Here is a 23,513-nt window from a genome sequence, read left to right on the forward strand (position 1 = left end):
GCCAGAGCGGCGTTCGACCCGACTGAGGCGGATCCGCCGCGCCACGGCGTCGTCTGGTGACGGACTTCCCGTCGCCGACTGATCCGGTCGGTTCCGAAGACGCTCCGGCGATGCGTCGCGCGTCGACGCCTCCCGCGCCATGTGCTGCGGCCGCCGCGCCGCGACGTACCGCCGACCGGGGAAGGGCGCGATCCCGGCCTCCGTCGCGTCGGCGGCGAAAAACCGCCTCCTGCGCCGGCGCGGCCCGGCGCAGTCTAGGCTGCGGCCTAGGCCGCGGGCCGGTCGTCGCGCGGCGGCGCGTCCTCGGCCGGGCCGCCGCGCAGCGCGTCGTAGAGGTTGCTGCGCAGCTTCGGGATGTCCTGCTGGAGCAGCTCGTCGAGCACCGTGCGATCGGCCCAGCGCATCTTCTTGAAAGACTGCAAACCCCGCTTCTCGGCGACCTCGCGCGCGTGCGGATGCACCTCGTCCCACATCGCGCGCAGGTCCTCCGCCCGGTCGCGCACCAGCAGCTCGCGGTCGTGGAGCTTCTCGAATATCTCGTCGAGCCGCCCGACGATGCGCCGCTTGGCGCCGGGCAGCGTCACGAGTTCGACGAGCGCGACCGCGGCGAGCGCGGCGACCGCCACCGCCGGCAGGGCGATGATCAGGCCGCTGAAGACGGCGCCGCCGGTCAGCGCCGCGAACAGCAGGAACAGGATGGACCGCCAGCGCGCGCGCAGCATGCGGAACCGGCTGGCGGCCGCGTCGAGGACGAGGGCGTGCAGGCGCAGCCGCTCGGCGAACGCCTGTAGCTGCGTGATCTGGTTGTCCATGCGGCGTGTCGGGATCCGCCGGATCTCCTCGATCAAATCCTCGCGCGCTTTCTCGAAATCGTCCATCGGCAACCTGGACTTGGGCTTCCCTTCGCGCGGCACGAAGGTGTTGTAGATCATCGGCAGGTCCTTGCGCTGCACCACCTTGCCGAGGTTCCAGCACAGCGCGCCGTAGGCGCGGGCGAAATCGTGCAGGTTGTCGAACTGGTCGACCTTGTTCAGGATGATCAACAGTTTGTGTTCGATCCCCGCGAGCGACTCCTTGAAGACCCGCAGCGTCTCGCCGGTCGTGCCCGGCTTGTCGGGGTCGAAGAACACCATCACGAGGTCGGCGCGCTCGGCGAACCAGCGCACGACGCCGGGAAAGTCATAGCCTCGGCCGTCCTCCGACTTCGCCTCGTCGATCATGCCGGGGCTGTCGATGAGCGTCACGGTGCGCAGCAGCTCCGCCGGGCGCAGCTTGAGCCGGACATGGGACACGAGCTGATCGCCGAAATGCCGCAAACCCTCATAGGGCAGGTCCGGATTGCTGACGACCGTCGGGCCGTCGCGGTCGGTCGAGACCTGACCGTATGTGACGATGGTGAAGCCGTCATCGGTCGGCGCCACGCCGGTCTTCTGCACCCCGGCCCCGAGCAGGTGGTTCACGAAGGTGGACTTGCCCGACGAGTGGTTGCCGAGCAGCAGCACCTGCGGAGGCCGCTGCAGTTCCCCGACCGTCGGCGGCCGCCGGAACATGAACTGCGTTGCGATGGGGTCCAGGGGGTCCCGATAGCACTCACGGATCTTCTCCGCGAACTGTTCCATCACGTGCTGCAAAGCTGTCCCTCTCGCTCAACCGACTGCGCGTCGACGCTACTCGCGCGACGCGGACCGCGGGCCTGTGAAGCCACAGCTCAGGGTCGGAGACAACCGTCCTCGCCGCTCGAACTGACGGATCGACCCCGAGGCGCCGGCCCCGGCGGCGCCCGCGAAGTCGCGCTCCGGCGATTTCGGCGCTGGCGACGTGATGCGGCGCGCCGCGAAAACGTCAAGGTCTGCGGAAGGCCCGAAGGCCGCCGAACGCCAGATTGCGCCCGAAACCCCGACATATGCGGCCGCAGCGGGCCTGCGCCGGCCCTCGCGCGCGGCCTAGCCCGCGCGCCATCCGCCGCATCCATCGTCCATGACGGAACAGTGGCGTTTCGCGGGCGCCCATGGCATCGTCAGCGCAACGACACGAAACCGAAGGAAGCGCCCCATGCGCCATGCGTCCCTGATCGCCGCAGCCGCGCTCGCCTGCGCCCCCGCCATGGCGCTCGCCGAATCGTCCTGGGACGGGCTGCGCGCCGAGCTCTACGGCGACCGCGCCATCGAGGCCGCCGTCGTATCGCTGCAGGCGCCGCTGCGCGCGACCGACGACCGGGCCGTGCCGATCTCCGTCTCCGCCGCGCTGCCCGACGGCCGCACCGTCCGCAGCGTCACGGTTGTGATCGACGAGAACCCCATGCCCGTCTCCGCGGTGGTCGAGATGCACAGGCCCATGGCGCATGTCGCCTTCGACTTCACCATGCGCCTGAACGGCCCCTCGCCGGTGCATGTCGTGGTCGAGGCCGACGACGGCCGGCTCTACATGGCCGAGCAGATGGTCAAGACCTCGGGCCTTGGCGCCTGCGCCGCGCCTCCCGTCACCGACGATGCGATGGCGCTGGAGACGCTGGGCCGCATGGAGCTCGCCGCCGCCGACCCGGCCGCCGTCGCCGTCAGCCGCCTGCGCGCCGCCGGCGCCGACGGTCGCGCGCGCCTGACCGTCAGCCATCCCCAGCATTCGGGGATGCAGATGGACCAGATCACGCTGCTCTACCGGCCCGCGCGCTTCATCGAGACGCTGGAGGTCTGGGCCGGCGAGGCCCCGCTGTTCACCCTCACCGGCTCGATCTCGCTGAGCGAGAACCCCGAGATCGGCTTCGACCGGCCCGCCGGCGCCGACGGTTCTGCGCCGCTGCGCGTGCGGATGACCGACACCGACGGGGCCGTTTTCGAACGCCGCTTCGGCCTCGAGAGCTGACGAGCCCCCGGAGCTGACGACCCGCAGAGCCGACGGCGAGCGGCTGCGCCGGTCAAACGGGCAGAGCGTCGCGTGGCGACCCCGAACCCCGCCCGACCGGGCCACGGCTCCCGCCATGCCGCGGCGTGCAGGGTTCATGACGCCGCGCTCAGCCCTCCGTCGGGTCCGACTTCGCGTCGAGCCCTTCGCGCGCGATCCGCATCGCCTCGGCGGGGAAGGGCGCCAGCAGCGCCGCCGCGGCGTCCGCGTCCCCGGCGAGCCAGGTCTCCCAGTCGTCGGGCGCGAGGATCACGGGCATCCTGTCGGGGTGGACCGTGCGCGCCAGCGCGTTGGGCGCGGTCGTCAGCATCGCGCAGGTCTCGATGTCCACCAGATCGTCGCGGTACCTGCCGCGATGCCGCTTCCATATCCCGGCGAAGGCGAAGGGCGGGCGCGCCGCCTCGCCGACCATGGCGAACCAGACATAGGTCGCGGGCTTCGTCCCCTTCGCCTCGCAGTAGGACGTGGCCGGCATCAGGCAGCGCCGGGTCTCGAAGCTCTCGCGCCAGAACCGCGAGGCCCGCATCGTGTCGTCGCGCGCGTTGTTGACCGCCTTGGGCAGGATCGGCGCGCCGGTCCGCTTTGAGACCTGCGGCAGCACGAAGCCCCAGTGCGCGAGGCCCAGCCGCCGCGCGCCGTCCTCGCCCCGCCGCACGATCACCGCGTCGTGGCGCGGAAAGATCGCCTCGGCCGGCGCGAAGTTGCCCAGGGCGTCGTCTTCGGGCGAGACGTCGAACAGCCGCCGCATCGCGTCCTGCGGCATCGTGTTGGCGTAGAGATTGCACATGGGGCCCCGCGCTCCGAGATCGGCCCCGCATCAGACACGCCGACGCCGCCAGAGGGCAAGCGCAAGCCGCTAGTGCGCGCCATGCGCCTGTCAAATAACTGATTCAACAAAACAAGTTCAGAGCCGCGCGCCTGTCCGAAGCACGCCCGGCGCTACTTCGTCACGTGGTCGCCATTGCTGAGGCGACGCCACGCAACAGGAGTTCAACCATGCTTCGCAGCACCGTCGCCGCCGTTTTCGGCCTCGCCATGGGCGCCTCGGTCGCCGCCGCGCAGGAGCAGGACATCGTCGAGATCGCGGCCGGCAACGCCGACTTCGAGACGCTCGTCGCAGCGGTTCAGGCCGCGGGCCTCGTCGACACGCTGAAGGGAGAGGGTCCGTTCACGGTGTTTGCGCCCACCGACGCCGCCTTCGCCAAGCTGCCGGACGGAACCGTGGCGAACCTGCTCCAGCCGGAGAACCGCGAACAGCTTGTCGCCGTGCTCACCTACCATGTCGTGCCGGGCAGGGTGATGTCCGCTGATCTCGCCGGCAAGACGCTCTCGCCCGAGACGGTGCAGGGCTCGACCGTGGACATCGACGCGACCAGCGGCGTGACCGTCGATGGCGCCTCCGTCGTCATGGCCGACATCGTGGCGAGCAACGGCGTGATCCACGTCATCGACACGGTGATCCTGCCGGACTGAGCCGGAGCGGGGGAGGGCCCACGCTCCCCCCCGGCCTCACGCTCCCTCCGGCCTCACGCTCCCTCCGGCCTCACGCCCCCGCCGGCCGCGCGCCGCCGGCGGGGCCCCAGCCGCGATCCGCCAGCAGGTCGGTCAGCGCGCCCCCGGCCCAGAAGCCGCAGAGCGCCAGCCACGCCGTCGCGGCGAAGGTCGAGCCGCCCGTGACCCCCGCGCCGATGGCGCAGCCGCCGGCGAGCATCGCGCCGAAGCCCATCAGCGCCGCGCCCACGAGGTAGCGCCGCATCGACGCCGCCCCCTCGAACCCTTCCAGCCGCCACTCGCCCGACAGCCGCGCGGCCGCCGCCGCGCCGATGAACACCCCCGCGATCAGCCCGATGTCGAAGTCGAGCGCGCCCGCCGGCGTCAGCGCAAACATCAGCATGTCGGCGGAGGGGCCGGAGAAGGTCAGGCTCTCCACCGCAACCGGCTCGAACGCCTGCGCCGCGATCTGCGAGGTCATCAGCCAGCCTAGCCCCACCGCGAAGCCCACGCCCGAACCGAACCACAGCGTGCGCCCCGAGACGCCCGCGCGCCGCGCCACCGCCAGCGCCGTCGCCGCGGCCAGCAGCCCGACCGCGAGCCCCGCCCAGTCCGGCAGCCCCAGCGCCGTGGTCAGCACGAGGTTCTCCGGCCCGGTGGTCCACAGTTCCGCCAGCTGGCGGCGCAGCGGCGCCAGCAGCCCGTCCATGCTCGCCTGCGCCGTCACCGCGAACACCAGCCCCGCCAGCAGAGCGCGCAGGTTTCCGCCCGCCGCAAGCACCAGAAGCCGCCCCGAGCAGCCCCGAGCCAGCACCATCCCCGCGCCGAAGATCAGCCCGCCGAGCGCCGCGCCCGAGAGCGAGCCGGTCGCGGCGACCGTCCGGCTCTGCGCCAGCGTCGCCAGCCCGGCGAGGTCGAACGCCTGGGTCCAGACCAGCGCCGTCGCGAAGCACAGCAGCCAGACCGCCACGCGCTCATCCAGCCGGCCGCGCGCGAAGGACACCACCGCCGCGCGCAGGCAGAACCGGCTGCGCTGCGCCGCGACGCCGAAGACGCCGCCGGCGAGCAGCCCCGCCAGCGCCGCGGCGTTGGCGTCTCCGGTCTTGTCCAGCAGCCATGTCAGATCGAACATCCCGGCTTCTCCCCGCGCTCCCGGACTTTGCGTCAGCCCAGCATGCGCCCTGGCGGGCCGCCTTGATCCATGTCAGTCGCGCCGCGAAGAACGCCCCCGAACTCGGTGACGGCCGCACTGATCGCCGGCCGGCGCCGGCGCATCATCGCGGGACGAATCAGATCACAGGAGATGTCGCCATGACCTTCGCGCCCAATATCGGAACCGCCGACCGCGCCCTGCGCCTCCTCGTCGGCCTCGCGCTCGTCGCGCTCGCCGCCACCGGCGAGATCGGCGTCTGGGGCTGGATCGGGGTCGTGCCGCTGGCCACCGCGTTCCTGCGGTTCTGCCCGCTCTACACGCTGATCGGCCTCAAGACCTGCCGCGAGTGCTGAGGGCTCAGGCGGCCGCCGCGGAAGACGCCGCCGCCGCCCGCGCGCGGGGCTGAGCGAACGCCTCGCGCAGCCCCGCCGCAAGCCGCTCGGCCAGCGCCGCCTTCGGCCCCTCGCCGAGATAGAGGTTGACGCGCATCTCGCCGAGGTCGGGCAGCGCCCCGCCATGGTCGATGCGCTCCACCCCCGGCGGAACCGGCTCGCCGCCCATCAGCGCATAGACCGCGAGATCGGCGGCCACCGAGGCCTCCCTCGCGCGCGAGCAGTCAGTCTCGATGCTCATCGTCCAGTCGACGCCGGCGGCTTCCAGAGCGGCCTGGACGATGGGTCTGAAAATGCAGTTGCGGGAATAGGCCAGGGGCAGGGGCCGGCGCCTCCACCCGTCTCCGCCCGCAGCTCCGCACCAGACGAGCGGCGAGAGGTCCAGCGTCTCGCCGCCCGCGTCGACGCTGCGCTCGGTCGTCAGCGCGACATCGACCGCGCCTGCGGCGAGCATCTCCTTCAGCCGCCGGGAATACTCCGACACCAGCGAGACCCGCACCCGCGGATGGCTGCGCGAGAAGGCCCCGAGCACGGCGGGAATGCGCGGATGGATCACGTCATGCGGCGCGCCGAGGCGCAGTTCGCCCTCGAAAGCCTCGCCGGTCATCCGCGTCAGCGCCTCGTCGTTCAGCGCCAGCATCCGCCGCGCATAGCTGAGGAGATGCTCGCCATGGGCCGTCAGCGTCACGCCGCGCCCTGAGCGGTCGAGCAGCGTCTGGCCGAGCGTCCCCTCCAGGCGCTTGATCTGCATCGACACCGCCGACTGCGTGAGGTTGAGCTGACCGGCGGCGCGCGTCACCCCGCCAAGGTCGGCCGCGGTGACGAAGCTGCGGAGCGCGGCGATGTCGAGATTGCGGGGCACTCATCGTCTCCCGTGATGGGCAGGATCACATCAATTCGTTTTTCTTATCGCAACCTCTGGAGCATATCAATATGCGATGGCCAGGCGGCCAGCCATGATTGAACCGGATGCCCCAGGAGGCCGACCATGCCCGCACTTGTCTCTCCCGCGTCCGCAGGGCGGACCGTCCTGCCCGCAGCCCGTCCCGCCGCGCGCCGCAGCTTGTGGCGCCGGCTCGCCGACCGGCTCGACCTGATCCGCCAGCGTCGCGCGCTGGCCGCGCTCGACGCCCGCCTGCTCGCCGACATCGGCCTCTCGCGCGAGGACGCCGAGGCCGAGGCCCGTCGCCCGTTCTGGGACGGACCCGTCCGCGGCTGAGCGCGGGCGGCGCAGGACGAAGGCGCCCGAAACGGGCGGCGTCGGGGCCATTGGCGGTTCGGTGATGTCCCCAGCCGGCCCCGGCCTCAAGCCGATGGTCTGAAACGGCGCTTCAGGATTTTCCCGCAGCCCCGAAGGCGACGCCCCGGCCGCGGCGCGACCCGGGCAGCCGGCAAGTCGCGCCGCGCCGGGGCCATTGTCGCCCCCGATGTTCGGGCCTGCGCCGCCGGGCCGGAGCGCTCCGCCGCTCGGCCGGTCAGGCCGCGCGACGCCGGCGCCCGCCGCGCTGCGGCGTCCGCCCGTTGACCTCGAACAGGCCGGCGAGCTGGTCGGTGATCGCGCCGGCGAGCTGTTCGGCGTCGGTGATCGTCACGGCGCGGTCGTAGTAGCGCGTCACGTCATGGCCGATGCCGATGGCGATCAGCTCCACCGCGCGCCGGCGCTCGATCATCGCGATCACGTCGCGCAGGTGCCGCTCCAGATAGTTGGAGGGGTTGACGGAGAGGGTGCTGTCGTCCACCGGCGCGCCGTCAGAGATCACCACCAGCGTCTTGCGGTGCTCAGGCCGCGCCATCAGCCGCCTGTGCGCCCATTCCAGCGCCTCGCCGTCGATGTTCTCCTTGAGCAGCCCCTCGCGCATCATCAGCCCGAGATTGCGCCGCGCGCGCCGCCACGGCGCGTCGGCGCTCTTGTAGATGATGTGGCGCAGGTCGTTGAGGCGGCCCGGATTCTGCGGCCGGCCCGCCTTCAGCCACGCCTCGCGCGCCTGTCCGCCCTTCCACTGCCGCGTGGTGAAGCCGAGGATCTCGACCTTCACCTGGCAGCGCTCCAGCGTTCGGGCGAGGATGTCGGCGGAGATCGCCGCGATCGAGATCGGCCGCCCCCGCATCGAGCCTGAGTTGTCGATCAGCAGCGTCACCACCGTGTCGCGGAACTCGGTGTCCTTCTCGACCTTGAAGCTGAGCGGCGTGGTGGGGTTGGCCACCACGCGCGCCAGCCTGCCGGCGTCGAGGATGCCTTCCTCGCGGTCGAACTCCCAGGCGCGGTTCTGCTGCGCCTGAAGCCGGCGCTGGAGCCGGTTGGCGAGCCGCGAGACCGCGCCCTTCAGCGGTTCGAGCTGGCGGTCGAGATAGCCGCGCAGGCGGTCGAGCTCGGCCTCGTCGCAGAGTTCCTCCGCTGTCACGATCTCGTCGGCGGCCTTCGAGAAGATGCGGTAATCCCGGCTGGCGAGGCTGTCGGGGGCCGGCGGCGGGGGCGGCGGCGTCTCGCCGTCCTCGTCCTCCGCGCTCTCGGCGTCCTCGTCGGCGTCGTCGAGATCCTCCATCGAGACGTCGGCGGTCGCCTGCCGCTGCTCGCGGCTCTGCTGCTCCTCCGGCGCGCTGTCCTCCTGATCGGACTGCTGCTGGTCGTCCTCGCCGCCGTCCTCGGGCGGGGTCTCGGGCGCGTCGCTCTCCTCGTCGTCCTCGCCCTCGGCGTCGTCGCCGTCGGGGTCGTCGGCGAGTTGGTCGCCGTAGCCCAGATCGGTGATGACCTGCCGCGCGGCCTTGGTGAAGGCCACCTGATCATCCGCCGCTGCGGCCAGCGCGTCGAGGCTGGCGTTGGCCTTGTCGTCGAGAAAGTTCTTCCACAGATCAAGCACATGGCCGGCTTCCGGCGGCGCGTCGCGACCGCTGATCCGCGCCCGCAGCGCCAGCGCCGCGGCCTCCGCCAGCGGCGCGTCGGCGGCCTCGCGCATCTGGGCGTAGCCGCGGCGGCGGGCCTCCTCGCACAGCCTGGCGTCGATGTTGTCGCCCACTCCCGGCATCGCGCGCGCGCCGAGCGCCTCGCAGCGCGCCGTCTCGCAGGCGTCATAGATCGCCCGCGCCATCTCGCCCGAAGGCGCATAGCGGTCATGCGCCGCGTCGCTGTGGTAGCGTCGCCTGAGCGCCGCCGCGTCCGCCGCGCCGCGCGCCTGCATCACCTCGCCGCGGGTCATGCGTCGGCTGATCTGGGGCAGCCGGAGGGTGTCGTTGCTCTGGCCCGGCGGATCGGCGGAGTAGGTCACGCCCATCTCGGCGTCGCCCGCCATGGCGCGGGTCGCCTCGGCCAGCGCCTTCTTGAACGGTTCCGCCGGGTTGTCGGGGCCTTTCGCCATCAGCGCAGTCCTCCTCGCGCGCGCCGCGGCGCGCTCTCGCAGGGGGTCGTCTCCAAGGTCGCCGGATCAGCTGGCGAGGCCAACGGCCGCCCCGATCCCGGCGCATTGCGGCTGCTCCGGGCCGAACGCCTCAACGGGCACGTCGCCGCGGGTGATCCAGCCGTAGCGCGCGCGCAGCTGCGCCAGCTTCTCGTCGCGCGCCCGCGCGACGGCGCGCTCCTGTGCGATTTCGGCCTCCGTGGGGAAGCCCGTGACAAGCCCCCGGTCAGGCGTCGACGCCATGCCGCGGCAGGCCTTCGCCGCATCGGTCAGCACGTCGTAGCGGCGCTTGAGGGACGCCTGCAGCGTCGCCGGCGCCGCCTTCTCCGCCGCGAAGGAGTAGAGGGCCTGCGCCTCGCCGGCGCACTGCGCCGCAAGCGCGAGGTCCACCGCCTCCGGCCCGCAGCTTCGCGCCGACTCGTCCGCGTTAACGCAGCCGAACACCGCGAGGCATCCCGCCAGCAGGGCTGCGCGGCGCGTCACCCGAGCGACACGCTCACGGCGCTCTCCGGCAACTCCTTGCCGAAGCAGCGCTGGTAGAACTCGGCGACGGTCTGCCGTTCGAGCTCGTCGCACTTGTTGAGGAAGGTCAGGCGGAACGCGAAGCCGACGTCGCCGAAGATCGCGGCGTTCTCCGCCCAGGCGATCACGGTGCGCGGCGACATCACGGTGGACAGGTCGCCGTTCATGAACGCCGACCGGGTCAGATCCGCCACCGTCACCATCCGGCTCACCGTCTTGCGGCCCTCGGCGTCCTGCAGCTCCGGGCGCTTGGCGAGTACGATGTTCACCTCGTCGTCGTGCGGCAGATAGTTGAGCGTCGCCACCATGGACCAGCGGTCCATCTGCCCCTGATTGATCTGCTGAGTGCCGTGGTAGAGACCCGTCGTGTCGCCCAGGCCCACGGTGTTCGCCGTCGCGAACAGCCGGAAGAACGGGTGCGGATGGATCACCTGATTCTGGTCGAGGAGCGTCAGTTTTCCGTCCACTTCCAGCACGCGCTGGATGACGAACATCACGTCGGGCCGCCCCGCGTCGTACTCGTCGAAGACGATCGCCACCGGGTTGCGCAGCGCCCAGGGCAGGATGCCTTCCTGGAACTCCGTGACCTGAACGCCGTCGCGCAGGCGGATCGCGTCCTTCCCGATCAGGTCGATTCGGCTGATGTGGCTGTCGAGGTTCACGCGCACGCAGGGCCAGTTGAGCCGGGACGCCACCTGCTCGATGTGCGTCGACTTGCCGGTGCCGTGGTAGCCCTGGATCATCACCCGACGGTTGTGCGAGAAGCCGGCGAGGATCGCGAGCGTCGTGTCTCGGTCGAAGCGGTATGTGTCGTCCCGGGCGGGAACACGGTCGGAACCCTCGGCGAAGGCCGGAACCTTCATGTCCACGTCGAGCCCGAAGGTCTCTCGCGCGTTGACGGTGCGGGAGGGCGCGCTTTCGGGCGTGAGGGCGCCATCGGCCATCTTGATGTTCCTCGTAACGGGGCTGCGGCGCAGCATAGGGCGCGCGCGTGCCAGCGCAAGCCGGCGGGCGTCAGTCGGTGATCTCGCGGCTGGCCTTGATCTGGTCCCACGCCCAGAGCACGCGCCTCAGCCGGCCCTCGTCGCGCCTGTCGCCGCCGTTCATGTCGGGGTGCAGGTCCTTCACCAGCGCCCGGTAGCGCCGCCGCATCTCGGATTTCTTCGCGTCCGGCGAGACGCCCAGCACTTCGACCGCGCTCATCAGGTTCGGCGGCAGCCGCCGCGCCCGCGGCTGCGGCGTCTCCCGGCCGCGCTTGCCGGGGTTGAGCGTCGCGTTGGCCCCGAGCACGTCGAGCGGGTCGGAGAAGCCGAAGCGCTCCCACGCCCGGCCGTCGGCGTGCGGCTGCGCGCCCATCGGCCCTTTCGGCTGTCCGCCCATGCGCCAGGTCGGCCGCTCCCACAGCCGCGCCGACTCCGCCTGCGCCTCGAAGGCGTCCTCGGCGACGCCGTCGAAGAAGTTCCAGCGCGCGTTGTACTCCCGCACATGGTCGAGGCAGAACCAGCGGAAGCTGTCGAGTTCGCTCGGCCCCTTCGGCGCGCGGTAGAGGCCCGGCCGGTCGCATTCGGGGTGCTCGCAGAGCCGCGCGGCGCCGTCCACCGCGCCGGCGAGGCCCGAGCGGCGACGCGCCCGCCGCGCCTTGTCGGCGGACACGCTGACGTCGTATTCGAGGGGCGGTCGATGGCGCACGCGTCGGCTCCGGCAACTCGGTCGCGCGCATTCTAGCGCGCCGCGCCGGCGGGCCAAGCGAAGGATGGATCGAATGGGACAGGTCGCCGACACCATGGCGCGGAAGCTGCGCGAGGCCTTTGCGCCGGAGGCTCTCGACGTCATCGACGAAAGCGAGCAGCATCGCGGCCACGGCGGCTGGCGCGAGGGCGGCGAGACCCATTTCCGCGTCCGCATGACCGCCGCCGCGTTCGACGGCGTGAGCCGGGTCGAGCGCCAGCGTTCGGTCAACCGGGCGCTGGCGGACGAACTGGCGGGGCCCGTCCATGCGCTGGCGCTGGAGCTGCGCGGCGCGGCGGAGTGACCGCCAGCCCCTTCGAGGTGCGGGTGTATTACGAGGACACCGACCTCGCCGGCGTCGTCTATCACGCCAACCACCTGAAATACATGGAGCGTGCGCGCACCGAGGCGCTGCGGAGCGTCGGCGTTGACCAGGGCGTGCTGAAGGCGGAGACGGGGATCGTCTTTCTGGTGACTCGCGTCGCGATCCACTACCTGCGCCCGGCCTTCTTCGACGACCTGCTCGCCGTCGACACCGCCGTGACCCGCCTCGGCTCCGCTTCGCTGACGCTCGGCCAGTCGATACGTCGCGGCGTCGAGGCGGTCGCGACCGCGGAGGTCCGCGTCGCCATCGTCGGAAGCGACGGCCGCGCCGCGCGCGCGCCCGGGCGGCTGCGCGAGGCCCTGTCGCGCTTGTGATGGCCGCCATGCGGCGCCGCGTCATTGATTTTTGCGCGCAGATGAACGATTCTGCGCAGCCAACGGAACACGGCCCGACGCCGTGGAGAAGGCGCGTCAGGGCGACAAGATCCTGCGCGGCATGAGGTTCGAGCGCGTATGGAGACCCAGGCCCTCGAGGCGCTTGGCGGGATAGACTTCTCGCTTGCGTCGATGTTCACCCGCGCGACGATCGTCGTGCAGGCCGTGACCGTGCTGCTCGCGCTCGCGTCGTTCTGGTCGTGGACCATCATCATCGACCGCTCGCTCGCGCTGCGCCGCGCCCGTCGCGACGCCGGGATGTTCGAGGACGCGTTCTGGTCCGGCCAGCCGCTCGACGCCCTCTATGACCGCATCGGCGCCAAGCCGCGCTCCGAGATCGAGCGCGTCTTCGTCGCCGGCATGGGCGAATGGCGGCGCAGCTTCGACAAGACCGGCGCGCTGATCCCCGGCGCGCGAGACCGCATCGACCGCTCGCTCGACGTCGCCCTCAGCCGGGAGACCGAGGCGCTGGGCTCCCGCCTGACGTTTCTGGCGACAACCGGCTCCATCGCGCCCTATGTCGGCCTGTTCGGCACGGTATGGGGCATCATGACCGCGTTCGAGCAGATCTCCATCCAGCAGAACACCAACCTCGCCACCGTCGCGCCGGGCATCGCCGAGGCGCTGGTGACGACGGCGATCGGGCTGGTCGCCGCCGTCCCGGCGGTGATCTTCTACAACAAGCTGACCGCCGACGCGCAGCGGCTTTCGGCGCGGCTGGAATCGTTCGCGGACGAGTTCTCCGTCATCCTGTCGCGCCAGATCATGCGGGGACAGGCGTGAGCCTCGGGGCCTTCGGCTCCATCGACGGCGCCGCCGTCGCCGCGGAGGACGCCGCCGGCGCGTCACGAAGGCGCCGCCGCGGCCGCGCGGCTAGGCCGGTGTCCGACATCAACGTGACGCCGTTCGTCGACGTCATGATGGTGCTGCTGGTGGTGTTCATGGTCGCCGCGCCGCTGCTCACCGTGGGCGTGCCGCTGCAGCTGCCGCGCACCGCTGCGGCGGCGCTGCCCATCGACCGGCAGGATCCGCTGACCATCAACATCGACGTGGAGGGGCGGCTCTTCCTGCAGCGGGATCCGGTTGAATTCTCCGACCTGCTGCCGGCGCTGTCGCGGTTGTCGCAGGAGCTGCAGACCGACCGCGTGTATCTGCGCGCCGACGCCGGGCTCGACTACGGGCGCGTGGCGGAGGTGATGGGGGCGCTCAACGCCGGCGGCTTTCGCAACATCGGGCTGGTGACCGACCCCGCAAGCGGCGGCGGGCGGCCCGCCAGCGCGTTCACGCCGGCGCAGTAGACGCGCCAGAGGCCGCGCGGACGTCGCGGCGCAACGATGTGGGAGGGGCGGCGCGTCGCGCCGGGCAATGCGGACTGGGGCGGTCATCTCCGCAGGCATGCACGCCGCGCTCGTCGCGCTGGCGGTGTTCGGCGCCGACCTGTTTCCGCAGGGCGGGGCGCGGGGGCTTGAGGTCAGCCAGGTGTCGTTGATCTCCTCCGCGGAGTTCGACGCCGCGATTTCGGGCCCGCCCGCGGCGGGGCCCGACGCCTTCACGCCGCCGCCCGTCCCGCAGGCGCCCGATGCGCCGCCGCCGCCGGCCTCGCGCGCCGCGCTTCCGGCGGCGGCGGCGGAGAGCGAGCCCGCGGCGGCGCCCTCGACGCCGCCGGTGGAGCCGCCGCCGACCGCGCAGGCGCCGGACCCCGCGCCCGAGACGGTCGCCGCCCTCGCGCCGCCGCCGGCGCCGCCGGCGCGTCCCGACGCCCCGCGGCCGCCGGCGCAGCGCGAGACCCCGGCCCGGACGCCGGCAGCGCCCGCCGAGGCGCCCGAGGCGCGCACGCCGCCGCAGGCGGCGCCCGTCGACGCCGCCGCGCCGCAGCCGGAGCCGCAGGCCGTCGCCGCCCCGCCCCGGGCGGCCGCCGCTCCGCGCGCCGGGGGCGAGGCGCCGCCTGTGGACGACGACGGCGATCTGCCGCCAGCGCCCGAAGCCCCGGCTCCGCCGCGGGCGTCGCCGGATCTCGCCGTCGCGCCGACGCCTGCGCCGCCGCCGCCGCCGCCGGCACGGCGGCCCGAGCGGATGGCCGAGATCGCGCAGGCGGCGCGCGAGGCCGCCGCGGCGCCGTCGGCCCCGGAGCCTGCGGCCGAGCCCGCGGCGGCGGCGTCGCCTGCCACGCCCGACGCGGATCGGCGCGCCGCAGAGCGCGCTGCGCTCGAGGCGGCGCTCGCTGCGGTCGCCGGGCGACCCCCGGCGGATCGGCCCGCCGCCGCGCCCGCCGCCGCGCCCGCGACGACGCCCGCGCCCGCCGGCGGCGCGAGCGGCCGCGCCGCGCCGATCCCCGGCTCGGTGGTCGCCGGCCTCGTCTCCGGCGTGAGACGCCATTTCTCGCCGGTGCAGGGCGGGCCGCAGGCGGCGGGCACGCGCGTGACCTTCCGCATGCAGATGTCGCCGCAGGGCCGCGTGGTCGGTCGGCCCGAGCTGATCGCGCCGGCGGGCCAGCTCGACCAGCGCCAGGCCGCCCTGCGCCGCGCCGCGCTCCGCGCGCTCATCCTCGCCGACGAGCGCGGCGTGTTCGCGGCGCTGCCGGCGAACGCCTATGATCGCTGGCGCGTCATCGACGTCAGTTTCACGCCCGAGGAGATCAGTTTCCCATGAGACGCCCTCCGCACCGCCCGGCCTTCCGAGCCGGATGCACGCGCCGCGCCGCGATGGCCTTCGGCCTCTCGGCCGCGGCGCTAACGGCGACGCCATGGGCCGCGAGCCGGGCGCTGGCGCAGCAGAGCCCGCTCGAGATCACCATCGCCGGCGGCGAGTTCAGGCCGATCCCCTTCGCGGTCGGCGGCATCTTCGGGGCTGACGCCGACACCCAGATCGTCGCGGACGAAGTGCGCGACATCGTCGAGAGCGACCTGACCAACTCGGGGCTGTTCGCCAATCGCCGCGCAGCCTCGCCCCAGCAGCTCGGCGGCTTCGACGCCCGGCCCAACTTCGAGGCCTGGCGCGGCGCCGGCGTCGAGGCGCTCGCGCTCGGCGACGTCCGCGGCGAGACCGACGGTCGACTGCGCGTGCGCTTCCGCCTCTACGACACCGCGAGCGGCGACCAGGTCGAGGGCTTCCAGTTCCTCATCGACCCCGCCGCGCGCCGCCGCGCGGGCCACAAGGTCGCCGACGCGATCTACACCGCGCTGACCGGCGAGAGCGGCTACTTCGACAGCCGGATCGTCTTCGTCGACGAGACCGGCGGCAAGGGCGACCGCGTGAAGCGCCTCGCGCTGATGGATCAGGACGGCGCCAACCTGCGCACCCTGACCTCGGGCAAGGATCTGGTGCTGACGCCGCGCTTCTCGCCGGTCGAGCAGACGATCCTCTACATCAGCTACGCCAGCGGGGAGCCGCAGGTCTATCTCTACAATCTGGACACCGGCCAGCGCGAGGTGCTCGGGCGCTTCCCCGGCATGACCTTCGCGCCGCGGTTCTCGCCCGACGGACGGCAGGTGGTCATGTCGCTGGCGCAGGACGGCAACACCGACATCTATCTCGTCGATCTCGCGACGCGGCAGATGCGGCGGCTGACCCGCGGCCCGGCCATCGACACCGCGCCGAGCTTCTCGCCCGACGGGGCGCAGATCGCCTTCGAGAGCGACCGCGGCGGCGGTCAGCAGATCTACGTCATGAGCGCGTCAGGCGGGGAGGCGACGGCCCAGCGCATCAGCTACGGCTCGGGCCGCTACTCGACGCCGGTATGGTCGCCGCGCGGCGACCTGATCGCCTTCACGCGCATCGCGAGCGGCCAGTTCCAGGTCGGCGTGATGGGCGTCGACGGCTCCGGCGAGCGTCTGCTCGACGCCACCTTCCACAGCGAAGGCCCCGCCTGGGCGCCCAACGGCCGAGTGCTGACCTTCTTCCGCGAGACGCCAGGTCAGAGCGGCTCGCCCTCGATCTGGAGCGTGGACGTCACGGGCCTGAACCTGCGCCGCCTGCCCACCCCCAACGCCGCGTCGGACCCCGCATGGTCGCCGCTGCTGCCCTGACGCGCGCGGTTGCGCGCGCAGGTGTTATGCCTCGACGCGCGCGGTTGCGCGCGCAGGTGTTATGCCTCAAACCGAAACCTGGGCCGAGACGGGCCCGACACAGGAGTTAGTCGAGTGACCACATCGCGCATCGCCCCCGCCGGCGCCGCCGGTCGCACAGTTCCCGCCCGCATCGCGCTGGCGATGGTCGCCGCGCTGGCGCTCGCCGCCTGCGCGTCAGACCCCGATCCCGCGACGCTCGCCGGGGCCGACGGCCTCAACGGCGCGGGCGGCGCCGGCGTCGGCGCGCTGGACCCGCGCTCGGCCGAGTACTTCAACGTCACCGTCGGCGACCGGGTCTTCTTCGACACCGACAGCGCGACGCTCGACGCAGGCGCCCGCGCCACGCTGACCGCCCAGGCGGCCTGGCTGACGCAGAACCCCGGCGTCGACGTCACGGTTGAGGGCCACGCCGACGAGCGCGGCACGCGGGAGTACAACCTCGCGCTCGGCGCGCGGCGCGCGCAGTCCGCGCGCGACTTCCTCGTGGCTCAGGGCGTCCCGGCGAGCCGGATGCGCACGGTGAGCTACGGCAAGGAGCGACCGGTCGCGCTCGGCTCCAACCCGGCCGCATGGGCGCAGAACCGCCGTGCGGTCAGCGTCGTCGCCGGCGCGCCGATCAGCTGAGCCAATGCGCCGCGCCGTTCTCGCACTCTCGCTGCTGGCCGCGCTCGCGGCCGGCGCCGGCGCGGCGCAGACGCCAGCGCAGCTCCAGCAGCGCATCGACGCCCAGGAGGCGGAGCTGCGTCGCCTGACGGCGCAGGCGGAGCAGCTGGGTTTCGAACTTCGGCGCCTGCGCGAGGCGCAGGAGGCGCGTCTACAGGATCTCGAATTCCGCATCATCGAGCTCGAGGGCGGCGACCCGACGGCGGCGTTCCGCACGGGCGACCAGCCGGAGGCCGCGACGCCGCAGGCCGGTGCGCCCTCTCCCGCGGCGGGGCTGGGCGCGCCCCCTGCGGCGCTCGGCTCCTTGCGGGGCTCGATCGGACCCGACGAGCGCGCGGCCTTCGAGGCCGCGATGCGCGACCTCGAAGGTCTCGGGCCCGATGCCGGCCGCCGCAGCGTCTCCGACTTCCTCTCGGCCTACCCGGACGGCGCTCTCGGCGCGGAGGCGCTCGCGCGCGTGGGCGCCGCCCTGGCCGCCGAGGGCCGGCACCAGGAGGCCGCGCGCGTCTTTCTCGAGGGCGTGCGCGACCATGGCGACGAGCCGGGCGCGCCCGAGGCGCTGCTCGGGCTCGCCCGTTCGCTGGCCGCGCTCGGCGCCGCCGAACAGGCCTGCGCCTCGTTTCGCGAACTCGCCGGCCGCGCCGACGCGCCGCCGAGCCTGAAGGCGACAGGGGCCGAGGCCGCCCGGCGCGCCGGCTGCCTCTGAGGCGGCGGCGCGTGCCCCGCGCGACAACGGGCGATCCGGAGGCCGCAGGGGCCGCCGCGCTCGACGCGCTCCATCCCGGCGGGGCGCTCGGACTGGCCGTCTCGGGCGGCGGCGACAGCGCCGCGCTGATGCGGATCGCGGCGGGGTGGGCGCAGGCGCGCGGCGTCGGCCTGCGCGCGGCCTGCGTCGACCACGGCCTCAGACCGGAGGCGGCGGAGGAGGCGGCGCAGGTCGCCGCCCTCGCCGCATCTCTCGGAATTCCTTGCGATACGCTGCGTTGGCGCGGCTGGGACGGCCGCGGCAACCTGCAGGCGGCGGCGCGCTCGGCGCGCTCGGCGCTGTTGTCGGCCTGGGCCGCCGAGCATGGCCTGTCCGCGGTCGCGCTGGGGCACACCCTCGACGACCAGGCGGAGACGGTGCTGATGCGCATCGCCCGCGGGGCCGGCGTGGACGGCCTCTCCGGCATGGCGCCCGCATCCGGGCGCGACGGCGCGCTGTGGCTGCGGCCTCTGCTCGGCCTGCGGCGCGCGGCGCTCAGGGAGTGGCTTGCGCGGCGCTCGGCGACGTGGATCGAGGATCCCTCCAACGACGATCCCCGCTTCGAGCGGGTGCGCGTGCGCGCCGCGATGACCGCGCTGGAGGCGGCCGGCGTCTCGGCCGACGCGCTCGCCGCCGTCGCCGACCGGATGCAGGCGGCGCGCGGCGCGCTCGACGCCCGCGCCGCGTCGCTGTGGTCGCAGGCCTCGCGCGTGGGGCCCTGCGGCGACGTCGCGCTCTCCCGCGCCGCGCTCGCCGACGCGCCCGAGGAGATCGGGAGGAGGCTGCTCGCCCGCGCCCTGCGACGCGCCGGCGGCGCGTGGACGCCGCGACCACGCGCCGCGGCGCTCGGCGCGCTGCTGGACGCCGCACGGTCCGGCGCGCTCGGGCGCGGCCGGACGCTCGCCGGGTGCGTCGCCTTCGACGCCGCAGACGCCGTGATTTTCGCGCGCGAGCACGCCGCCGCAGCGCGCGCCCGCGCCGAAGCCGATCTGTGGGATGGCCGCTGGCGCGTGCGGACCGACGCCCCCGGCGCCGTCGCGGCGCTCGGAGAGGCCGGCGAGGCGGCGCTGATGGCGGCCGCCCGGGCGGAAGGCTGGCGCGCGCCGCAGGCCTGGCGCGCCGCGCCGCGCGCCGCGCGGCTGTCGACGCCGGCGCTGTGGCGGGGCGAGGCGCTGGCCTGCGCGCCGCTTGCGGGCTACGGTGACGGTCTGATGGCGGTAGCGTATCAGCCCGACGTCGCGAGCTGAGTCGCGGCGTCGGGTCGCCGGCTTCGGCGACGACGCGTTGAATCCCGCCTGCGAGCGATTATCTGCGACGACAGCCGGGAGGAGACCCGGCGCAACGGGAGCATCTGACCGGTGGGCAACGCGAAAAACTTCGCTTTCTGGGCGGTGGCGATCTTGCTGCTGGTCATGCTGTTCAACGTATTCAGCGGAGGCGCGCCGTCATCCGGCGGCAGCCAGCTCGCGTATTCCGACTTCCTGACGCGCGCCGAGAACAACGAAGTGGCCGAAGTGCGCATCGACGGCGAGCGCATCACGGGGCGCCTTGTCAGCGGGGAGGCGTTCACGACCTACCAGCCGATGGGCGCGACGACGATGGACACGCTGCGCGCCACGCAGACGCGCGTCACCGTCGAGCCGCAGAACCAGGGCGGGCTGCTCTCCACGCTCAGCTTCTGGCTGCCCATGCTGATCCTGTTCGGCATCTGGATATTCTTTCTCAACCGCATGCAGTCGGGCGGTCGCGGCGCCATGGGCTTCGGCAAGTCCAAGGCCAAGCTGCTGACCGAGAAGACCGGCAAGGTGACCTTCGACGAGGTCGCCGGCATCGACGAGGCCAAGGAGGAGCTGGAGGAGATCGTCGAGTTCCTGCGCGACCCCCAGAAGTTCTCGCGCCTCGGCGGCAAAATTCCCAAGGGCGCGCTGCTGGTCGGCCCGCCGGGAACGGGCAAGACGCTGCTGGCGCGCGCCATCGCGGGCGAGGCCGGCGTGCCGTTCTTCACGATCTCGGGCTCCGACTTCGTCGAGATGTTCGTCGGCGTCGGCGCCAGCCGCGTGCGCGACATGTTCGAGCAGGCGAAGAAGAACGCCCCCTGCATCGTCTTCATCGACGAGATCGACGCCGTCGGGCGCCACCGCGGCGCGGGCTACGGCGGCGGCAACGATGAGCGCGAGCAGACGCTCAACCAGCTGCTGGTCGAAATGGACGGCTTCGAGGCGAACGAGGGCGTCATCCTCATCGCCGCCACCAACCGCCCCGACGTGCTCGACCCCGCGCTGCTGCGCCCCGGCCGCTTCGACCGTCAGGTGACGGTGCCGAACCCCGACGTGGGCGGCCGCGAGAAGATCCTGCATGTCCATGCCCGCAAGGTGCCGCTGGCGCCGAACGTGGATCTCAAGGTGATCGCGCGCGGCACGCCGGGCTTCTCGGGCGCCGACCTCGCCAATCTCGTCAACGAGGCGGCGCTGACCGCCGCGCGGCTCGGCAAGCGCCTCGTGACGATGGAGGATTTCGAGAGCGCCAAGGACAAGGTGATGATGGGCGCCGAGCGCCGCTCCATGATCATGACCGAGAAGGAAAAGACGCTGACGGCCTACCATGAGGCCGGCCATGCGGTGGTGGGCCTGAACGTTCCGGCGCACGACCCGATCCACAAGGCGACCATCATCCCGCGCGGCCGGGCGCTGGGCCTCGTGCTGAGCCTGCCCGAGCGCGACCACCTCAGCCAGACGCGCCAGATGCTGACGTCGAAGATCGCCATGGCGATGGGCGGCCGCGTCGCGGAGGAGCTGGTGTTCGGCGACGAGCAGGTGACGAACGGCGCCGCGTCGGACATCCAGCAGGTGACGCGCATCGCGCGCGCCATGGTGACGCAGTTCGGCATGTCCGACGAGCTCGGCGCCATCGACTACGCCAACGAGCGCGAGAGTTTCCTCGGCGTGCAGCAGGGCGGCGGCAACATCTCGCCCGAGACGCAGCAGAAGATCGACGCGGAGGTGCGCCGCCTCGTGGACGACGGCTACAAGCGCGCGCGGGAGATTTTGACCGAGAAGCGCGACGATCTGGAGAGGCTGGCGAAGGGCCTGCTGGAATACGAGACGCTGACCGGCGACGAAATCCGGCAGGTGCTCGCCGGCGAGGTCATCGACCGTTCCGACGACAGCGGCGGGGCCCCGCCCCCGGCCGAGCCCGGCGATAAGCCGCGGCTCGCGGCGGTTCCCAAGGTGCGCAAGCCCAGGTCCGACGGCGACGGCGGCCTCGCGCCCCTGCCTCACTGAGCATTCGCCTGACGCGACAGGCGTTCAAGGGCCCGGCGGCAACCTCCGCCGGGCCCTTTGCGCATCGCGCCATCGACGGCGCCGTGACCGTCCCCGCCTGCATCGCGGGATGCGGCGCCCACAAAAGCGGCGCAGCGACCCTCTTTGCGCTTGAAACGGCGCGAAGCCGTTGCGGCGCGGCCGTTTGCTTTGCAAGGATTGCGCGTTCGGCGGCGCGGCGCCGCGTCCGGGCGCGGGAGAAGTTCCAGTGTTCAGCCATACGCTCGCAGGCCAGCGCCACGCGTTCCAAGACCTCGCAACGCTGCTCGCCCGCGCCACGCCGCTGCGGTCGGGGGACTGCCTCGCCGGCGTGGCGGCCGGGACCGACGCGGAGCGCGCCGCCGCGCAGCTTGCGCTGGCCGACCTGCCGCTGAAGCATTTCCTGACCGAAGTCGTCGTCCCATACGAGGACGACGAGGTGACGCGGCTCATCATCGACGGGCACGACGCGGCCGCCTTCGCGCCGGTCTCCTCGATGACGGTGGGCCAGTTCAGGGACTGGCTGCTGTCGGACGCGGCCGACGGCCAGGCGCTCGCCGCGCTGGCGCCGGGGCTGGCGCCGGAGATGGCGGCGGCGGTCTCGAAGATCTGCCGCGCGCAGGATCTGGTGCTCATCGCCCGCAAGGCGGAGGTCACGACGCGGTTCCGCAACACCATCGGACTGCGGGGGCGGCTCTCGACGCGGCTTCAGCCGAACCACCCGACCGACGACGCGATCGGCGTGGCGGCGGCGGTGCTCGACGGCCTGCTCTACGGCTCGGGCGACGCGGTGATCGGCGTCAACCCCGCCACCGACAACGTCGCCGCCGTGGGCGCGCTGCTGCGCCTGCTCGACGACGTGATCCACCGGCACGAGATCCCCACCCAGTCCTGCGTGCTGGCCCATCTCACCACCACCATCGCCGCCATCGAGGCCGGCGCGCCGGTGGATCTCGCCTTCCAGTCCATCGCCGGAACCGAAGGGACCAATGCGAGCTTCGGCGTCTCGCTGGCGACGCTGCGGGAGGGGCGGGAGGCCGCGCTGTCGCTCGACCGCGGAAAGCTGGGCGACAACGTGATGTATTTCGAGACCGGGCAGGGTTCGTGCCTCTCGGCCGGCGCGCATCACGGCGTCGACCAGCAGACGCTGGAGGCGCGGGCCTACGCCGTGGCGCGGGCCTTCGAGCCGCTGCTCGTCAACACTGTCGTCGGCTTCATCGGCCCGGAATACCTCTATGACGGCAAGCAGATCATCCGGGCGGGGCTGGAGGACCATTTCTGCGGCAAGCTGCTGGGCCTGCCGATGGGCTGCGACATCTGCCACACCAACCACGCCGAAGCCGACATGGACGACATGGACGTGCTGCTGACGATGCTGGGCGCGGCGGGCGTGGCCTTCGTCATGGGCATTCCGGGTTCCGACGACGTGATGCTGAACTACCAGTCGACCTCGTTTCACGACGCGCTCTATGCGCGGCGGGCGCTGGGGCTGCGCCCGGCGCCGGAGTTCGAGGCGTGGCTGGAGGCGTCGGGCGTCATGGCTGCCGACGGGCGCTTCACGCCGCTGGAGGGCGGCGGGCGGTTCGCCGGCGCGCTCGCTAGGGCGGGGGCGGCGGCGTGAGCGTCGTCGTCGACCGCTGGTCGGGCCTGCGCCGCCACACGCCGGCGCGCATCGCGCTCGGGCGCGCGGGTGTGTCGCTGCCGACGTCGGAGGCGCTGGCGTTCCGCGCCGCCCACGCCGCGGCGCGCACGGCGGTCCACGCCGCGCTCGACGCCGACGCGCTCGGCGCGACGCTCGGCGCGATGTTTCCCGCCGTCGCGGTCCTCGCCTCGCGCGCCGAGGATCGGCCGACCTATCTGCGGCGGCCCGATCTCGGGCGACGTCTCGACGACGCCTCCCGCGAGGGCCTCGCGCTGGCCGAGCCTAAGGGCGCAGACGTCGCCGTGGCGATCTGTGACGGCCTGTCGGCGCTGGCGGTCGAGCGCAACGCGGCGCGCTTCCTCGCCGCCTTCGCGCCGCACGTTGCGCGGCACGGCTGGCGCCTGGCGCCGCTCGGCATCGCGCTGCAGGGCAGGGTGGCGCTGGGCGACGAGATCGGCGAACTGCTCCGGGCGCGGTTGACGCTGATGCTGATCGGCGAGCGGCCGGGCCTCTCCTCGCCCGACAGCCTCGGGGTCTATCTGACGCATGGGCCGCGCGTCGGGCTCACGGACGCCGCGCGCAACTGCGTCTCCAACATCCGCGACGGCGGACTGGCCCATGGCGAGGCGGCGCACCGCGCCGCCTATCTCTGCGCCGAGGCGCTGCGCCGGGGGCTCAGCGGCGTCGCCCTGAAGGACGAGACGGCGCCGGCGCCCGCGGCGCTCGGCGGCGGCGCCGCGGCCATCGGCCTCTGACGGCCGC

Annotated in this window: 24 protein-coding genes; 16 read left to right on the top strand and 8 right to left on the bottom strand. The window is 73.0% G+C overall.

From position 1 onward, the window contains the following. Positions 1-266: 266 nt before the first annotated feature. Positions 267-1,619 carry a dynamin family protein gene (locus tag BLW43_RS11600; protein ID WP_093253540.1) on the bottom strand — a complete coding sequence of 451 codons (1,353 nt, stop codon included), beginning with the start codon at positions 1,617-1,619 and terminating at the stop codon, positions 267-269. A 433-nt stretch (positions 1,620-2,052) separates the two neighbouring features. Between BLW43_RS11600 and BLW43_RS11605 the strand changes: the two genes are divergently transcribed. Further along, a complete protein-coding gene (locus tag BLW43_RS11605) occupies positions 2,053-2,859 on the top strand; it encodes a quinoprotein dehydrogenase-associated SoxYZ-like carrier (protein ID WP_175478867.1) in 807 nt (268 codons plus the stop codon). A 148-nt stretch (positions 2,860-3,007) separates the two neighbouring features. Here BLW43_RS11605 and BLW43_RS11610 read toward each other — a convergent pair whose 3' ends face one another. Continuing rightward, complete coding sequence (locus tag BLW43_RS11610) at positions 3,008-3,685, bottom strand: SOS response-associated peptidase (RefSeq protein WP_093253544.1); 678 nt, start codon at positions 3,683-3,685, stop codon at positions 3,008-3,010. Between the two features lie 209 nt (positions 3,686-3,894). On the opposite strand from BLW43_RS11610, the gene BLW43_RS11615 reads away from it, so the two are divergent. Beyond that, positions 3,895-4,371, top strand: coding sequence for a fasciclin domain-containing protein (locus BLW43_RS11615; RefSeq protein WP_093253546.1), 477 nt, complete (start codon positions 3,895-3,897; stop codon positions 4,369-4,371). 70 nt (positions 4,372-4,441) lie between these two features. Here the strand turns inward: BLW43_RS11615 and BLW43_RS11620 are convergent, their stop codons facing one another. After that, on the bottom strand, positions 4,442-5,521 hold the full coding sequence (locus tag BLW43_RS11620) for a YeeE/YedE family protein (RefSeq protein WP_093253549.1): 1,080 nt from the start codon (positions 5,519-5,521) through the stop codon (positions 4,442-4,444). A gap of 179 nt (positions 5,522-5,700) precedes the next feature. On the opposite strand from BLW43_RS11620, the gene BLW43_RS11625 reads away from it, so the two are divergent. Further along, a complete protein-coding gene (locus BLW43_RS11625) occupies positions 5,701-5,895 on the top strand; it encodes a YgaP family membrane protein (protein WP_093253551.1) in 195 nt (64 codons plus the stop codon). Between the two features lie 4 nt (positions 5,896-5,899). Here the strand turns inward: BLW43_RS11625 and BLW43_RS11630 are convergent, their stop codons facing one another. Further along, complete coding sequence (locus BLW43_RS11630) at positions 5,900-6,796, bottom strand: LysR family transcriptional regulator (RefSeq protein ID WP_093253552.1); 897 nt, start codon at positions 6,794-6,796, stop codon at positions 5,900-5,902. A 126-nt stretch (positions 6,797-6,922) separates the two neighbouring features. On the opposite strand from BLW43_RS11630, the gene BLW43_RS11635 reads away from it, so the two are divergent. After that, positions 6,923-7,153, top strand: coding sequence for a YjiS-like domain-containing protein (locus BLW43_RS11635; RefSeq protein ID WP_093253555.1), 231 nt, complete (start codon positions 6,923-6,925; stop codon positions 7,151-7,153). A 256-nt stretch (positions 7,154-7,409) separates the two neighbouring features. Here the strand turns inward: BLW43_RS11635 and cobT are convergent, their stop codons facing one another. The 4 genes from cobT to BLW43_RS11655 all read right to left on the bottom strand — a co-directional run bounded on the left by cobT (position 7,410) and on the right by BLW43_RS11655 (position 11,537). After that, on the bottom strand, positions 7,410-9,287 hold the full coding sequence (gene cobT / locus BLW43_RS11640) for a cobaltochelatase subunit CobT (RefSeq protein ID WP_093253557.1): 1,878 nt from the start codon (positions 9,285-9,287) through the stop codon (positions 7,410-7,412). A gap of 66 nt (positions 9,288-9,353) precedes the next feature. Beyond that, on the bottom strand, positions 9,354-9,809 hold the full coding sequence (locus BLW43_RS11645) for a hypothetical protein (protein WP_093253560.1): 456 nt from the start codon (positions 9,807-9,809) through the stop codon (positions 9,354-9,356). After that, positions 9,806-10,828: a cobaltochelatase subunit CobS gene (cobS, locus tag BLW43_RS11650; RefSeq protein WP_425441176.1), complete on the bottom strand. Its 1,023-nt coding sequence runs from the start codon at positions 10,826-10,828 to the stop codon at positions 9,806-9,808. The genes BLW43_RS11645 and cobS overlap by 4 nt, the downstream gene beginning before the upstream one ends. Positions 10,829-10,862: 34 nt before the next feature. Continuing rightward, positions 10,863-11,537, bottom strand: coding sequence for a J domain-containing protein (locus tag BLW43_RS11655; RefSeq protein ID WP_245731024.1), 675 nt, complete (start codon positions 11,535-11,537; stop codon positions 10,863-10,865). A gap of 73 nt (positions 11,538-11,610) precedes the next feature. Between BLW43_RS11655 and BLW43_RS11660 the strand changes: the two genes are divergently transcribed. The 12 genes from BLW43_RS11660 (at position 11,611) to eutC (ending at position 23,506) form a co-directional block, all read left to right on the top strand. After that, on the top strand, positions 11,611-11,880 hold the full coding sequence (locus BLW43_RS11660; RefSeq protein ID WP_093253567.1) for a BolA family protein: 270 nt from the start codon (positions 11,611-11,613) through the stop codon (positions 11,878-11,880). Further along, the gene (gene ybgC / locus BLW43_RS11665; RefSeq protein ID WP_093253569.1) at positions 11,877-12,275 is read left to right on the top strand and encodes a tol-pal system-associated acyl-CoA thioesterase; all 399 of its coding nucleotides are present in this window, start codon (positions 11,877-11,879) and stop codon (positions 12,273-12,275) included. The genes BLW43_RS11660 and ybgC overlap by 4 nt, the downstream gene beginning before the upstream one ends. Before the next feature lie 138 nt (positions 12,276-12,413). Then, on the top strand, positions 12,414-13,118 hold the full coding sequence (tolQ, locus tag BLW43_RS11670; RefSeq protein WP_093253571.1) for a protein TolQ: 705 nt from the start codon (positions 12,414-12,416) through the stop codon (positions 13,116-13,118). Continuing rightward, entirely contained in the window at positions 13,115-13,633 is a 519-nt protein-coding gene (locus BLW43_RS11675; protein WP_245731025.1) for a biopolymer transporter ExbD, read from the top strand. Before tolQ ends, BLW43_RS11675 begins: the two co-directional genes overlap by 4 nt. Positions 13,634-13,700: 67 nt before the next feature. Continuing rightward, on the top strand, positions 13,701-14,984 hold the full coding sequence (locus BLW43_RS11680; RefSeq protein ID WP_139284039.1) for a hypothetical protein: 1,284 nt from the start codon (positions 13,701-13,703) through the stop codon (positions 14,982-14,984). After that, on the top strand, positions 14,981-16,360 hold the full coding sequence (gene tolB / locus BLW43_RS11685; protein ID WP_425441177.1) for a Tol-Pal system beta propeller repeat protein TolB: 1,380 nt from the start codon (positions 14,981-14,983) through the stop codon (positions 16,358-16,360). Before BLW43_RS11680 ends, tolB begins: the two co-directional genes overlap by 4 nt. A gap of 114 nt (positions 16,361-16,474) precedes the next feature. After that, a complete protein-coding gene (pal, locus tag BLW43_RS11690) occupies positions 16,475-17,026 on the top strand; it encodes a peptidoglycan-associated lipoprotein Pal (protein ID WP_425441178.1) in 552 nt (183 codons plus the stop codon). 4 nt (positions 17,027-17,030) lie between these two features. Further along, positions 17,031-17,771, top strand: a complete 741-nt coding sequence (locus tag BLW43_RS11695; protein ID WP_093253576.1) for a tol-pal system YbgF family protein — start codon at positions 17,031-17,033, stop codon at positions 17,769-17,771. Positions 17,772-17,782: 11 nt separating this feature from the next. Further along, positions 17,783-19,057, top strand: coding sequence for a tRNA lysidine(34) synthetase TilS (tilS, locus tag BLW43_RS11700; protein WP_245731026.1), 1,275 nt, complete (start codon positions 17,783-17,785; stop codon positions 19,055-19,057). A 111-nt stretch (positions 19,058-19,168) separates the two neighbouring features. Next, entirely contained in the window at positions 19,169-21,091 is a 1,923-nt protein-coding gene (ftsH, locus tag BLW43_RS11705) for an ATP-dependent zinc metalloprotease FtsH (protein ID WP_093253579.1), read from the top strand. A gap of 247 nt (positions 21,092-21,338) precedes the next feature. After that, complete coding sequence (locus BLW43_RS11710; protein WP_093253582.1) at positions 21,339-22,730, top strand: ethanolamine ammonia-lyase subunit EutB; 1,392 nt, start codon at positions 21,339-21,341, stop codon at positions 22,728-22,730. Next, entirely contained in the window at positions 22,727-23,506 is a 780-nt protein-coding gene (gene eutC / locus BLW43_RS11715) for an ethanolamine ammonia-lyase subunit EutC (RefSeq protein WP_093253584.1), read from the top strand. Before BLW43_RS11710 ends, eutC begins: the two co-directional genes overlap by 4 nt. Positions 23,507-23,513 lie beyond the last annotated feature (7 nt).

This window comes from Rubrimonas cliftonensis (assembly GCF_900107585.1).
In the GTDB taxonomy this organism is placed as follows: domain Bacteria; phylum Pseudomonadota; class Alphaproteobacteria; order Rhodobacterales; family Rhodobacteraceae; genus Rubrimonas; species Rubrimonas cliftonensis.

Excerpts from the sequence above, each read along its gene's own strand:
- BLW43_RS11600 (WP_093253540.1), bottom strand. The coding sequence starts at position 1,619 with ATGGAACAGTTCGCGGAGAAGATCCGTGAGTGCTATCGGGACCCCCTG.
- BLW43_RS11605 (WP_175478867.1), top strand. The coding sequence starts at position 2,053 with ATGCGCCATGCGTCCCTGATCGCCGCAGCCGCGCTCGCCTGCGCCCCC.
- BLW43_RS11610 (WP_093253544.1), bottom strand. The coding sequence starts at position 3,685 with ATGTGCAATCTCTACGCCAACACGATGCCGCAGGACGCGATGCGGCGG.
- BLW43_RS11615 (WP_093253546.1), top strand. The coding sequence starts at position 3,895 with ATGCTTCGCAGCACCGTCGCCGCCGTTTTCGGCCTCGCCATGGGCGCC.
- BLW43_RS11620 (WP_093253549.1), bottom strand. The coding sequence starts at position 5,521 with ATGTTCGATCTGACATGGCTGCTGGACAAGACCGGAGACGCCAACGCC.
- BLW43_RS11625 (WP_093253551.1), top strand. The coding sequence starts at position 5,701 with ATGACCTTCGCGCCCAATATCGGAACCGCCGACCGCGCCCTGCGCCTC.
- BLW43_RS11635 (WP_093253555.1), top strand. The coding sequence starts at position 6,923 with ATGCCCGCACTTGTCTCTCCCGCGTCCGCAGGGCGGACCGTCCTGCCC.
- cobT (WP_093253557.1), bottom strand. The coding sequence starts at position 9,287 with ATGGCGAAAGGCCCCGACAACCCGGCGGAACCGTTCAAGAAGGCGCTG.
- cobS (WP_425441176.1), bottom strand. The coding sequence starts at position 10,828 with ATGCTGCGCCGCAGCCCCGTTACGAGGAACATCAAGATGGCCGATGGC.
- BLW43_RS11660 (WP_093253567.1), top strand. The coding sequence starts at position 11,611 with ATGGGACAGGTCGCCGACACCATGGCGCGGAAGCTGCGCGAGGCCTTT.
- tolQ (WP_093253571.1), top strand. The coding sequence starts at position 12,414 with ATGGAGACCCAGGCCCTCGAGGCGCTTGGCGGGATAGACTTCTCGCTT.
- BLW43_RS11680 (WP_139284039.1), top strand. The coding sequence starts at position 13,701 with ATGCGGACTGGGGCGGTCATCTCCGCAGGCATGCACGCCGCGCTCGTC.
- tolB (WP_425441177.1), top strand. The coding sequence starts at position 14,981 with ATGAGACGCCCTCCGCACCGCCCGGCCTTCCGAGCCGGATGCACGCGC.
- BLW43_RS11695 (WP_093253576.1), top strand. The coding sequence starts at position 17,031 with ATGCGCCGCGCCGTTCTCGCACTCTCGCTGCTGGCCGCGCTCGCGGCC.